Annotated in this window: 15 protein-coding genes and 1 pseudogene; 11 read left to right on the top strand and 5 right to left on the bottom strand. The window is 59.1% G+C overall.

What is annotated here, in order from left to right:
• The 11 genes and pseudogenes from eno to AAC035_RS11295 all read left to right on the top strand — a co-directional run.
• Positions 1 to 177: pseudogene (gene eno, locus AAC035_RS11345) on the top strand (phosphopyruvate hydratase); the annotation flags it as partial.
• 283 nt (positions 178 to 460) lie between these two features.
• Complete coding sequence (locus tag AAC035_RS11340; RefSeq protein WP_339804044.1) at positions 461 to 733, top strand: septum formation initiator family protein; 273 nt, start codon at positions 461 to 463, stop codon at positions 731 to 733.
• 17 nt (positions 734 to 750) lie between these two features.
• Positions 751 to 1,473, top strand: a complete 723-nt coding sequence (ispD, locus tag AAC035_RS11335) for a 2-C-methyl-D-erythritol 4-phosphate cytidylyltransferase (protein ID WP_339804041.1) — start codon at positions 751 to 753, stop codon at positions 1,471 to 1,473.
• A gap of 20 nt (positions 1,474 to 1,493) precedes the next feature.
• A complete protein-coding gene (gene ispF / locus AAC035_RS11330; protein WP_339804038.1) occupies positions 1,494 to 1,973 on the top strand; it encodes a 2-C-methyl-D-erythritol 2,4-cyclodiphosphate synthase in 480 nt (159 codons plus the stop codon).
• On the top strand, positions 1,970 to 3,019 hold the full coding sequence (locus AAC035_RS11325; protein ID WP_339804034.1) for a tRNA pseudouridine(13) synthase TruD: 1,050 nt from the start codon (positions 1,970 to 1,972) through the stop codon (positions 3,017 to 3,019). Before ispF ends, AAC035_RS11325 begins: the two co-directional genes overlap by 4 nt.
• 71 nt (positions 3,020 to 3,090) lie before the next feature.
• Positions 3,091 to 3,840, top strand: a complete 750-nt coding sequence (surE, locus tag AAC035_RS11320; protein ID WP_339804031.1) for a 5'/3'-nucleotidase SurE — start codon at positions 3,091 to 3,093, stop codon at positions 3,838 to 3,840.
• Entirely contained in the window at positions 3,840 to 4,496 is a 657-nt protein-coding gene (locus tag AAC035_RS11315; protein WP_339804028.1) for a protein-L-isoaspartate(D-aspartate) O-methyltransferase, read from the top strand. Before surE ends, AAC035_RS11315 begins: the two co-directional genes overlap by 1 nt.
• Positions 4,493 to 5,449, top strand: a complete 957-nt coding sequence (locus AAC035_RS11310; protein WP_339804025.1) for a DUF368 domain-containing protein — start codon at positions 4,493 to 4,495, stop codon at positions 5,447 to 5,449. The genes AAC035_RS11315 and AAC035_RS11310 overlap by 4 nt, the downstream gene beginning before the upstream one ends.
• A gap of 265 nt (positions 5,450 to 5,714) precedes the next feature.
• The gene (locus AAC035_RS11305) at positions 5,715 to 6,533 is read left to right on the top strand and encodes a peptidoglycan DD-metalloendopeptidase family protein (protein WP_339804049.1); all 819 of its coding nucleotides are present in this window, start codon (positions 5,715 to 5,717) and stop codon (positions 6,531 to 6,533) included.
• A 230-nt stretch (positions 6,534 to 6,763) separates the two neighbouring features.
• Entirely contained in the window at positions 6,764 to 7,771 is a 1,008-nt protein-coding gene (gene rpoS, locus AAC035_RS11300) for an RNA polymerase sigma factor RpoS (RefSeq protein ID WP_339804023.1), read from the top strand.
• 207 nt (positions 7,772 to 7,978) lie between these two features.
• The gene (locus AAC035_RS11295; RefSeq protein ID WP_339804020.1) at positions 7,979 to 8,548 is read left to right on the top strand and encodes a chalcone isomerase family protein; all 570 of its coding nucleotides are present in this window, start codon (positions 7,979 to 7,981) and stop codon (positions 8,546 to 8,548) included.
• A gap of 72 nt (positions 8,549 to 8,620) precedes the next feature.
• Here the strand turns inward: AAC035_RS11295 and nth are convergent, their stop codons facing one another.
• The 5 genes from nth to AAC035_RS11270 all read right to left on the bottom strand — a co-directional run.
• Complete coding sequence (gene nth / locus AAC035_RS11290; RefSeq protein WP_339804017.1) at positions 8,621 to 9,262, bottom strand: endonuclease III; 642 nt, start codon at positions 9,260 to 9,262, stop codon at positions 8,621 to 8,623.
• A 48-nt stretch (positions 9,263 to 9,310) separates the two neighbouring features.
• On the bottom strand, positions 9,311 to 10,027 hold the full coding sequence (locus AAC035_RS11285; protein WP_339804014.1) for an electron transport complex subunit E: 717 nt from the start codon (positions 10,025 to 10,027) through the stop codon (positions 9,311 to 9,313).
• Position 10,028: 1 nt separating this feature from the next.
• Positions 10,029 to 10,664 (bottom strand): electron transport complex subunit RsxG, encoded by a 636-nt coding sequence (rsxG, locus tag AAC035_RS11280; protein WP_339804012.1) that lies wholly within the window; start codon positions 10,662 to 10,664, stop codon positions 10,029 to 10,031.
• 2 nt (positions 10,665 to 10,666) lie between these two features.
• On the bottom strand, positions 10,667 to 11,713 hold the full coding sequence (gene rsxD, locus AAC035_RS11275) for an electron transport complex subunit RsxD (RefSeq protein ID WP_339804047.1): 1,047 nt from the start codon (positions 11,711 to 11,713) through the stop codon (positions 10,667 to 10,669).
• Positions 11,714 to 11,724: 11 nt separating this feature from the next.
• Positions 11,725 to 12,659, bottom strand: a 935-nt coding sequence (locus tag AAC035_RS11270; protein WP_339804009.1) for a 4Fe-4S dicluster domain-containing protein, incomplete at its 5' end; no start/stop codon positions are given.

Raw genomic sequence — 12,659 nt, 5'->3', positions numbered from 1 at the left:
ACTGAAGATACCACCATAGCCGATCTTGCGGTCGCCACCTGTGCCGGCCAGATCAAGACCGGCTCCCTGTGTCGTTCTGACCGGGTTGCCAAATACAACCAGTTGCTGCGCATTGAAGAAGCTCTGGCGGGTAACGCCCCTTATCGTGGCCTCACCGAGATCCACGGCCAGGGCTGAGTTCGCAACCAGGACTGTCCTGGGCTAGACTCCGGGAACGCTGGCGCAGTGCACCGCGAGGTGATGGCGTGCTTGTGTTCCTGGTCTTTGTTGACCAACCTGCGTTACTCTTTGCGCTGGTTTTCCGCAAAGCTCCGTCTTCGCTGGTCATCCGGAGCACTGGATGACGGTGTGGCCAAAGCGCGTGGGTTAGCGGGTTTGAATGGCCGTTATTGATTTACAGAAGATGGAAGGCCCGGCGTGTTGTAACGCTGATACTTGAAGGGAATAACGGAAACGTCCGATGAAAGTGCTCTGGTCCGTCATGGTTGTGCTTATTGTCCTGCTGCAGGTGCGCCTGTGGGTGGGTGAGGGCAGCTTTGCCCAGGTGTGGAGCCTGAGCGAGACCATCGCCGAGCAGCGCAGTGAAAACGCAACACTTTCTGCCCGCAACGAAACGCTGTACGCAGAGGTCACCAACCTGCGCAGCGAAAAAGGCGCCGTTGAGGAAAGAGCACGGAAAAACCTCGGGCTTATCCGTCGCGATGAAACCTTCTTTCTGGTGGTGGAGCCCTGAAACCGGCATCCCGTGTTATGACCATACCCCGTTTTTGGCTGATCGTTCCTGCTGCCGGTATCGGTCAGCGTATGCAATCCGCCGTTCCCAAGCAGTACCTTCGTATTCAGCAACGCTTTCTTCTTGATGTCACGCTTTCGCGCTTGCTGGCCGCTTATGCTTTCGATGGCTGCATGGTGCCCCTGCATCCGGACGATTGCTGGTGGTCGTCCAGTGATAGCGCCGCGGACGCCCGCATCCGCTCCTGTATCGGTGGGGAAGAACGTGCGGATTCGGTACTGGCGGCACTGCAAGCCTTGGCCCCGGAGGCGGACCGGGATGACTGGGTACTGGTCCACGATGTGGCCCGGCCCTGCCTGCATCCGGACGATCTGCAGCGGCTGGTAACTACCCTGAAGAACGAGCCTGTGGGCGGACTGCTGGCGACGCCGGTTACCGACACCCTGAAAAGGGCCGTTGCTGACACAGGGTGCGTTGCTGACAGCCCGGATCGCAGGCAGTTCTGGCGGGCAATGACCCCTCAAATGTTCCGCTTCGGGCTATTGAAAGCAGCCCTTGAGGATGCCCGGTTGGCGTCAGCTGCCGTAACCGATGAGTCCTCGGCCCTGGAAATGTCGGGCTATCAGCCGAGACTGGTGGCAGGCCGCAGTGACAACATAAAAGTAACGACGCCCGGGGATCTTGACCTGGCAGCTTTTATTCTTGCCGGACAAGAGTCTTCAGCGCAATCTTCAGAATAATCATTAAAGAGCAGCATTGGATGAGAATTGGTCAGGGTTTTGATGTTCATGCTTTTGAGTCCGGCGACCATGTCGTTATCGGTGGCGTAACCATTCCCCACACACAGGGCCTCAAGGCTCACTCGGATGGTGACGTGTTGCTGCATGCGTTGGCGGATGCGCTCTTGGGCGCCGCAGCCCTGGGCGATATCGGACATCTTTTCCCGGATACCAGTCCCGACTGGGCTGGCGCCGACAGTCGGATCCTGTTGCGGACAGTGATGGCCCGGGTCGCGGAGCAGGGTCTCCGGGTGGTCAATGTGGACAGCACAGTAATTGCCCAGAGCCCCCGGATGGCACCCCATATTGCGACGATGCGTCATAATATTGCGGAAGATCTGGGTGTTGATCTCCATAGTGTCAGCGTCAAGGCGACCACCACGGAACGGCTTGGTTTTACCGGCCGTGGCGAGGGCATTGCCGCCCAGGCAATCTGCTTGCTGGCGCCGGTGAATTCATGAGTCGCTGGCGGCTGGACTGGCCAACGGCATCCGGGCAACGTCTGGGATCGGCATTACTGAAGCAGACTCCAGAGGATTTCCGGGTCACTGAATTGTTTGATCCGGAAGACGCAGCGCTTGATATCGTAGCCGCCAGGTCTGCGGGGGAAGCGCTGATGGTGCCCGGCAGTGGTGAACATCTGCTGTTGGAGATTGAAAAGACCGGTGATAACACGGCCTGGGTTGGCACCGAACTGGGCCGCCTGGCCGGATGTGGCGACAAGGGCGTGGGCTACTGTGGGCTCAAGGATCGCCATGCAATAACGCGCCAGTGGTTCAGTGTGCAGCGCCCGGGACAGGCGGCGGAGGATGAGGCGTTCATCGAACAGGTGAATAGCCGCTGGCCGGCGCTGCGGGCGGTGCGGCAGATCCGCAAGCTGAGACGCGGTGAGCACCGCGGCAACCGGTTTGTGATTACCCTGCGGGGTATCACTGCCGATCCTGCGATCACCGATGCCCGTCTGCAGGAACTGGTCCGAAATGGCTGTCCCAATTATTTCGGCGCTCAGCGTTTCGGATTTGATGGTGGTAATCTTGAGCAGGCGGTCCGTCAGTCGCAAGCCGGACGCGGCGCCGGACGCCCGGCGAAGCGTGGCCGCCGGCGCAGCCCCCACGCCGGGCTGTGGTTTTCTGCAGCCCGTTCCTGGCTGTTTAATGAGGTACTGGCGACACGTATTCAACAGTGCAGCTGGTTCAGTGCGCTGGAAGGTGAGCCCGAGGTGGACACTGCCACCGGGCCGCTATGGGGCGACGGTGGCACCTTGGCAACTGGTGTACAGGGTGAGCTGGAAAAGGCGGTGGCAGAACAGCAACCGGAGCTGCTTGCGGTCTTTGCGGATACCCGAATGGCGCCGGAACGCCGCCCCTTGCAGATGAGGCCCCGAGAACTTGACTGGCAGTGGCTCGAGCCGGGGGTGCTGCAGCTGCGCTTTGTCCTGAAGCCGGGCCAGTTTGCCACCAGCGTGCTGGCCGAAGTATTTGAAACGGGCGATGACTCGCAGTTGTGATCCAAACCGGGCACTATTATCCCGTTCATGATCCTGCAACTGCACCCGGACGCTACTGGAGAGAATCAATTGTGCGTATTCTGCTGTCCAACGATGACGGGGTTCATTCTCCCGGCCTGCATGCCCTCTATGATGCACTGAAAGATATTGCTGACCTTGAAGTGGTTGCGCCAGACCGCGATCACAGCGGAGCCAGTAACTCACTCACCCTCAGCCGGCCGCTGACGGTTGAAGCGCATCCCGGCGGCTTCAATTCTGTTGACGGCACCCCGACGGACTGCGTTCACCTGGCGGTGAATGGTCTGTTCGAGGAGCCGTTTGATCGGGTAATTTCCGGTATCAACACCCACGCCAATCTGGGGGATGACATCATCTACTCAGGTACGGTGGCTGCTGCCACTGAAGGGCGACACCTGGGGATGCCGGCGATTGCGGTTTCGCTGGCCAACAACGGCCACTTTCACTATGAAACCGCGGCCCGGGTGATTCGGGAGCTGATCTTGCGGGATAACTGGCCGGATCTTGGACCCCGTTGCATCATTAACGTCAATGTTCCGGACGTTCCCTGGGAAGACATCGCCGGTTACCGGGTTACCCGTCTTGGCCACCGGGCCCGGGCGGAGGGTGCCGTGGCGGTCACCTGTCCGCGAGGGAAGGCCCGCTACTGGATCGGTGCAGCCGGTGAAGGCAGTGATGCCGGGCCGGGCACCGATTTTTATGCGGTCAGTCAGCGGTATGTGTCGATGACACCTGTGCATACCGATATGACCCGCCACGATGCCCTGTCATCGTTGCGGGACTGGGTGGAGGCCAGTGACTGATGGTGCCTGCTATTGATGGAATTGGCATGACCTCACGGAGAACCCGGATGCGGCTGATTCAGCGCCTGCGGGAAGCCGGCATCCGGGACGAACAGGTGCTGGCGGCACTGGAGGAGGTGCCAAGACACATTTTTCTGGACGAAGCCCTTGCCCACAGGGCTTACGAAGACACGGCCTTGCCTATTGGTTATGGTCAGACTCTGTCGCAGCCCTATATCGTCGCCCGCATGACCGAACTGCTCATGGCCCACAAGCCGGAGCGGGTGCTGGAGCTGGGCACAGGTTCCGGCTACCAGACCGCCATACTGGCCAGGCTCTGCGACATGGTATTCAGTGTTGAGCGCATCAAGGCATTGCAGGACCGGGCCCGGGAGCGATTGCAGCTGCTGAAGACGCGAAATGTGATGCTGCGACTTGCCGATGGCGGAATGGGTTGGCCCGAACGGGCGCCCTTTGACGGTATTATTGTCACCGCAGCCCCGAAGGTGCTCCCGGACGAGCTGCTGGCACAGCTTGCGGATGGGGGTGTTCTGGTGGCCCCGGTTGGCGAGACCCAGCAGATGCTGGTGACGGTGACCCGTGAAGGTGACAGTTTCCATACCCGGGAAATTGAACCGGTGCGTTTTGTGCCCTTGCTCGGTGGGGTGGTCCGTTGAAGCAGCATCTGGCGGTATTCCTGCGGGGGATAGCAATGGGGGCGGCCGATATCGTTCCCGGCGTTTCCGGAGGAACCATCGCGTTTATTACCGGTATCTATTTTCGCCTGCTCGGCGCCATCAGTGCGGTTCCTTCGGCCTGCTGGCATTCGCTGCGCACAGGTCACTGGCGGCGATTCTGGAATGAGATTGATGGCACCTTTCTGATCACCCTGCTGAGCGGAATTCTGACGGCCATCGTTGCTCTGGCCTCTCTGATCTCCTCTGGGCTGGAACATTATCCGGTGCCGCTCTGGAGTTTCTTCTTTGGTCTGATTCTGGCATCGGTATGGCATATCCTGCAGCAGTTGCAGCGATGGCGGGCGTGGCAGCTGCTACCTCTGGTGACGGGTGCGGTCTTCGTCTGGTGGCTGACCAGTCTGTCTGCCGGACAGATAGACCCTTCCGCATTCACCTTCTTCTGGTCCGGAGCGCTGGCGATCTGTGCCATGATACTTCCCGGTATCTCCGGCAGTTTTATTCTCCTGGTGATTGGTATGTACGCACATATTCTGAGTGCCGTGACCGGGTTCCAGGTTTCATTCTTGCTACTGTTCTTCGGTGGCTGTGTCTCCGGGATTCTGCTGTTCGCCAGAGTGCTCGGTGTGGCCCTGCGTCGCTGGCATGATGCCGTGATGGTACTGCTGACCGGATTCATGATTGGCGCACTGAATCGTATCTGGCCCTGGCAGGAAGTGACTGCCTGGCGTACCAGCCGCAGCGGAGAAGCGGTACCGATGGATCTGCTGCCGGTATTGCCGGCAAGGTACACAGAAGTGACCGGAGAGCCGGCACAGATCGGAATCGCGGTATTCGCTACGCTGACCGGTGTGGCACTGGTAGTGTGCGCTGAACGATGGGCTAGCCGCCAGGATCGCAAGGCAAAACTGGCCGCCAGTGCACATTCGTTGTGAGGGGCCCATCACGCTTGCAGTGAGATGACTGTTACCTAAAGGCGGGACCGAATGTTCCCATAGGTAACAATTGTTCGTTGGTGGTAACCCGGTGCTGTCTAAAAAATGTGCAATATATTAGCGATTTACTGGCTAAACCTCACTGAATTGAGCACACTAAATACAATTTCGAAATAAAAAAGCAGTCTATATATCCGTGAACTATAAAGCGCTTCTGCCAGCTAAAGGTTTCTGCAGCCGTCCTTTCGGGGCCGGAAGGCGTCTTCTGGTCAGTGGCTTGCTACTGGTCCTGGTGTTCAGTGTTGTGGGCGGAATCAGCGGCTGCAATACCCGCTCGATCCACCTGGACGGCCGATACAACCCCCCGGTTTACTGGGGGCGTCACGTTGTCAAGCAGGGCGAGACGCTCTACAGCATTGCCTGGCGCTATGGTCGGGATTATCGCGAACTGGGCAACGCCAACGGTATCTCTCCCCCGTTCAATATCCGTGCCGGACAGGTGCTCAGGCTGGACCTTAAGGGCGAGGTACCGCGCCAGACTGCGGCCTCGACAAGATCGCCCCAGACGGCGCCTTCCCGCTCCTCCAGTGGGCCGGCTACCCGCTCGCCAACCTCACCCCCGACGCCTGCGGCTACACCTGCGCCTGCACCACGGGTGACCAGTCAGCCCGACCGGTCGGTGGAACTGGCGAAGCAGACCCAGACCGTTTCCGACATCCGCTGGCAGTGGCCTCATGTTGGCACCGTAATTGCAAATTTTTCAACATCCGGAAAAATCAATAAAGGTATTGATATTTCCGGAAATTCGGGTGATCCGGTGAAAGCCGCTGCAGCAGGGAATGTGGTGTATGCAGGCGGGGGACTTCTCGGTTACGGTAACCTGATTATCATCAACCACAACGAGCACTACCTGAGTGCGTATGCGCACAACCGTCGCATTCTGGTGCAGGAAGGGGAGGAAGTGAAAGCAGGTCAGACCATCGCCGAGCTGGGTGGTACGGGTACGGACAGCAACAAGCTGCATTTTGAGATTCGCAGAAATGGCAATCCGGTGGATCCGATGCCATATCTGCCATCGAGATAGCGGGTTCTGTCGCGAGCTGGTCCTCAAGGCCTGAGTCAATAATAACGTCAGTCGCAGTGACGGCTGGCCGTAAAGAAAATGTCCTGATCAATAACAATTCGAAACAGCACACGTGTGTTCGCGTCATGAAGTTGAAGTAATAAAAACAAAAAATGCGAACAGCAAACGCAGGGGTTCTGTCTCCCGGGCGGAACCTGCTAACAGGGTCATTGAAAGGCGGGGCCAGAGTTATGTCAGCAGATCATGAAGAGCTTATAGTTGATCGTGTTTCCGATGCAGAAGCAGAGGAAAACGAAGATGAGACGGAAACCACTACGGCCGTTGCTGATCCGGAATTCATTACCGAACCGGAAGCAACCAGCGACAAGGAACTCACCTCCCGATCCCGATATTTCGGCACCCCCAAACAGCTTAATGCCACCCAGCTTTACCTGAACGAAATCGGTTTTTCTCCACTGTTAACGCCGCAGGAAGAAGTTTACTTTGCGCGTCTTGCCCGCAGGGGTGAGGAGTCCGGCCGCAAGCGCATGATTGAAAGCAACCTGCGCCTGGTGGTCAAGATTGCCCGTCGCTATGTGAATCGCGGGCTGACTCTGCTGGACCTGATCGAAGAGGGCAACCTCGGACTGATCCGGGCGGTGGAGAAGTTCGATCCCGAGCGTGGTTTCCGGTTCTCGACCTACGCTACCTGGTGGATTCGTCAGACCATCGAGCGGGCCATCATGAATCAGACCCGCACCATCCGCTTGCCGATTCATGTGGTCAAGGAACTGAACCTGTACCTGCGCGCCGCTCGCGAGCTGACCCAGAAGCTCGACCATGAGCCCTCTGCAGAAGAAATCGCGCGGATGGTGGACAAACCGGTGGCTGACGTCAAACGCATGCTGGGGCTGAACGAGCGGGTCGCCTCCATGGATACGCCGATCGGCGCCGGTGGTGAGAAATCCCTGCTGGACACGGTGGCGGATGAAGGCGCGTCGGATCCTGCGGACGTGCTGCAGGACAACAATATGTGCGCCTGCATCGAGAAGTGGATTGATCAGCTCAGTGACAAACAGCAGGAAGTGTTGTCCCGGCGATTCGGCCTGCGGGGTTATCCCACAAGTACGCTGGAGGAGGTGGGCCAGGAGATCGGCCTGACCAGAGAGCGGGTCAGGCAGATTCAGGTTGAAGCCCTGCGGCGCCTGCGGGAAATTCTCGAGAAGGAAGGATTGACCGGTACCTTGCTGTTTAAATAACACTTTCCGGAAACGGAAATCCGGTATACAGTCTGCATGTTGTTGGTTGATTATCTGAAGTTCAGAAAAGCCGGTGAAGGACTCACCGGCTTTTTTGTTGGTTTGTGAGGGTCTGCCGGGTCTGGCGGGGGCATTCCGGTAGGGTGGTCCGATGTCCGGTGAGATACGGCCGGAAAGACCCTATAAAAAATGAAATGTCAGGAGATAATGATGGCCAGATCTGTTTATGTGGCGATGGTGTGTATGTTGGTTTTGTTCTCATTTTCTGCCTCGGCGGCGACGATTGGCGGTGTGGAGGTGAGGGACACATTGGCGGCAGGTGACTCCAGCCTGACATTGAGTGGCGCCGGCGCCCGCTCGCGCTGGTTCATGAAGCTGTATGTGGCGGCGCTGTATGTTGAGCAGACCGGCCGCAGCGCATCGGCCGTTGTGAATGCTGACGAGCCGCAGGCGATAGCCCTGCATATCACCTCCGGAATGATCACCAGCGAGCGGATGACGGAAGCCACCATGGACGGTTTCCGGAACGCCACCGGCGGCGACCTGGCACCGATTCAGGCGGACGTGGATGCTTTCATGAAGGTGTTCGAAGAAGAGATTTCTGAAGGTGACGTATTTGATCTGGTGTATCTGCCGGGGGAAGGCGTCCAGGTTCGGAAGAACGGCGAGTCAGCCGGACTGGTTGGTGACCTGACCTTCAAGAAAGCACTTTTTGGTATCTGGCTGGGCGACAAACCGGCGCAGCAGAATCTGAAAGAGGCCATGCTGGGGAACTGACCGGATCGTTGGGATCACGCGTCTCTGAACTGTCCCGGTGGGCTGAGCAGCCTGCCCGCCGGGCACCTCCGGTTAGTCCAGGTACTCCCGCTTACCTTTGAATTCACAAAGATCCTCGATCAGGCAGGACCCGCATTTCGGTTTTCGGGCGACGCAGGTATAGCGCCCGTGCAGAATCAGCCAGTGGTGGGCGTCCAGCAGGAATTCTCCGGGCACCAGCCGCACCAGCCGTTTTTCCACTTCCAGTACGTTCTTGCCGGGGGCGATACCGGTACGGTTTGATACCCGGAAGATGTGAGTGTCCACGGCCATGGCGGGTTGTCCGAAGGCGGTATTAAGGACCACATTGGCGGTCTTGCGTCCGACCCCGGGCAGGGCTTCCAGGGCTTCACGGTTGTCAGGAACCTGGCTGTTGTGTTGCTCAACCAGTATCCGGCAGGTTTTGATGACGTTCTCAGCTTTGCTGTTGAACAGGCCGATGGTCTTGATGTATTCCTTCAGGCCATCTACGCCCAGGGCAAGAATGGCCTCCGGAGTATTGGCGACCGGGTAGAGCCTGGCCGTGGCCTTGTTGACCCCGACATCGGTGGCCTGGGCAGAGAGAATGACGGCAATCAACAGTTCAAAAGGGGTGCTGTAGTTCAGCTCGGTAGTGGGCGTGGGGTTGTTGTCCCGTAGCCGTCTGAAAATCTCGGTGCGCTTTTCTCGGTTCATTAGCTGTCCATGGGTCGTAACGGTTAAGTCAGTGGTGGCCAGCGCTGATCAGGATACGTTGCCGGTGACCCTGACCCGTTTGCTGCCTGCCACTACAGGCTGGGTGATGTTTGCCCGGCGGCGCTGGTCCAGTCTTGCATCAATTCCGTTCTTGAACGCGATGAGCAGGCCGAGGCCCACAAAGGCTCCCGGTGGCAGTACCATGAACAGCACGTCCGGATACTGCTCGAATGGGCGTATTACCCAGTCCGCGGCCCCGGGACCCAGTAGCAGGTGCATATCGGCAAACAGGGTGCCCTGACCAATCAGTTCCCGCATGGCACCCAGGGCGATCAATACGGCCAGAAAACCCAGGCCCATCATGATGCCGTCCAGCAGCGCGGGCAGCGGTGTGGTTTTGGATGCAAAGGCATCAGCGCGACCAAGAATGGCGCAGTTGGTGACAATCAGTGGGATGAAAATGCCCAGAATCTGATAAAGCTCATAGGTAAATGCCTGCATCAGCAGTTCGGCGCAGGTGACAAACGAGGCGATGATCATCACAAAGGCGGGCAACCGCACCGAGTCGCTCACGAAATTGCGGATTACCGACACCGCCAGGTTGGAGCCCATCAGCACCAGCAGCGTGGCGATGCCCAGGCCTATGGCGTTGACCACTGTGCTGGTGACCGCCAGCAGAGGGCACAGGCCAAGCACCTGCACCAGTGCCGGATTGTTGCTCCACAGGCCGTCGCGGATAATCTCCCGGTTCGATTTGGTCACCATATCAGTCGTCCGTTTTGCTGGCTGCGAGAAGGATGTTCTGACGATTCTCGCGATAGTAGATCAGGGTCCGGTGAACGGCTTTGACCACGGCTCTCGGGGTAATGGTAGCGCCAGTGAACTGGTCAAATTCGCCACCGTTTTTGCGCACTGTCCAGCCGCCCGTTTCCGGGCTTTCCAGTGAGGTCCCCTTGAAGGCTTCGATCCAGTCTGACTTGCGGCGTTCAATGCGGTCGCCCAGGCCCGGTGTCTCCCGGTGGCTGGTCACGCGCACGCCCAGCACCTCACCATCCATATCAATACCCACCAGCAACCGGATGTCGCCGGAATAGCCGTCGGGGGCGACCGTTGGAATGATCAGGCCGATGGGTACTCCGTTACGACGGGCAACCCAGGCCGTAACCGCCATGGCTGAGAAACGGCTGCTGACTGGCAGTTGCAGGGTATCGTTCAACAGGTCGTTATCGTGGTCTTGTTCCGGGATGATTTCAAACAGGGCCGCCGCTTCTGCCCGGGCAACCTGGGCTTCAATCCTGTCACTGGTGGCGACCTGGGTAATGGCAATGGTGCCGCCGGTGATAATGGCGAACATGCCAAGGCCGATGGCACTGCGACGGATAGACTGGACCATGGCTGCCATGTTTACCCCTGCTTCCCGGGCACGCCACGCCGCGGCTTGTGATGGCCGTAGGTGCGGGGTGGTGTGTAGTGGTCAATAAAGGGCACCGCAAAGTTCATCAGCAACACGCTGAAAGCAACGGCATCCGGGTAGTTGCCCCAGCTCCGGATAAGGTAGATCAGCGCCCCTATGCAGGCGCCGTAAATGAGTTTGCCCTGATGACTGGTGGCGGCAGAAACCGGGTCAGTGGCAATGAAAAATGCCCCCAGCATGGTGCCTCCGGCCAGCAGGTGCAGGCTCAGGGGTGCATACAGGTCGGCATTGGTACCGAAGGCGAGACTCATCAACCCGAGACCGGCCAGCAGCGCGACCGGGATGTGCCAGGTGATGATCCTGAGGGCGATCAGCAGCAGTCCTCCGGCCAGAAAGGCCCCATTCACCCACTCCCAGCCCCTCGCGACACCCTCACCAAACGTGGGGTGGATCAGCACCTCAGCCGCCGTGCGGGATGCAATCTGATGCTTGTATTCATCCAGTGGCGTTGCCATGGTCCAGGCATCGACAGTGGTTTGGCCACCGGAGGCGATGGCCCGCAGGGTTTCCATCAGCCCCGGCGCATTCCACAGCATGTTCGCTTCGGCCCAGTTGGTGGTCATGGCCACGGGGAACGAAATCAGGGCAATGGCATAGCCCACCATGGCCGGATTGAACGGGTTCGAGCCAAGTCCGCCATAGAGTTGTTTGGCCAGCACTATGGCGGAAATAACGGCCACGGCCGATACCCACCAGGGCGTAAACTGGGGTAGCGAAAGGCCCAGCAACAGGCCGGTGACTGCAGCGGTATTGTCCTTCAGAAAAAAAGCGACGGGCTTTTTGCGCAGGCTGAGAACAGCAGCTTCGGCGCCGATGGCGATGGCGATGCACCAGACCACGTTGATCAGGTTGCCCCAGCCAAAAAACAGGGTCTGGGCGGCAAGCCCGGGCAGTGCCGCGATCATAACCCAGAGCATGATCCTGGAGGTGGACCTGGCATGCCGGGTGTGGGGTGAGGATTGCTGAATGAGTGCCATAAGGGGTGTCGTCAACCTGTGGTCCCGGGTTCGGCGGTCTGTCGGGCGTTGTCCAGCGCGTCCCGGGCCCGTGTAACCCGATCGACATTCTTGGCGACGGCCCGCTCCAGTTTATCCAGATTGTCAGCGTTTGCCGTGCGGGTTTCATCCAGCATGGTCTGCATGGAATCCAGTTTCGCCTTCGCCTGTTCCAGCTGCTTTTCCAGCGCGGGGATATCCACGACAGGCGTTTCCGGCGCTGTTACGGTAGCCGGGGCGGATTGCGCTGCAGCGTTCTGCTGACTCCGGGACTTGGCCTGTTTGCGGGCCAGCGCCTGCTGCACCATGGCGGCCTTGTCGGCCCTTTGATCCGGGATACCCGTGCTGGTGGCTGCCTGTTCGGCTTCGGCCTGTTTTCTGGCCTGGGCATCGGCGGCGGCCCGGGCCCGCTCCTTGCGCCGCAGTTCTTTTTCCTGTTGCTCCCGCTCAATCCGTGCCTGTCTCGCTTCGAAGCGCTCACGGGCCCGGTCTGCCTTGAGCTGCTCCGCCTGCTGCACCCGGATCTCGCCCTTGGCGTGCCGATAGTACTGCACCAGCGGGATGGAGCTGGGGCAGACGTAGGTGCAGGCGCCACATTCGATGCAGTCGAACAGGTTCAGGTGTTCGGCCTTTTCGTACTCACGGGCTTTGGCGTGCCAGAACAGTTGTTGCGGCAGCAACTCCATGGGGCATACTTCAGCGCACATGCCGCAGCGGATGCAGGGCTGCTCAGGCGGCGGTGGCGGCAGCTCGCGGGCACTGGCGGCGATGACGCAGTTGCTGGTCTTGGTAATGGGTACCTCGGCGGATTGCAGGGTATAGCCCATCATGGGACCACCGAGGATCAGGCGATCAAGGCTTCTGGTATCCAGCCCGGCCAGGTTCAGCAGGTAACTGACCGGGGTGCCGATGAGCGTGTCGAAGTTTC

The sequence above is a fragment of the uncultured Marinobacter sp. genome (genome assembly GCF_963974375.1).
In the GTDB taxonomy this organism is placed as follows: Bacteria; Pseudomonadota; Gammaproteobacteria; order Pseudomonadales; family Oleiphilaceae; genus Marinobacter.
Note: the sequence above shows the minus strand (reverse complement) of the source record. Positions and strands in the feature narration are given on the sequence as shown.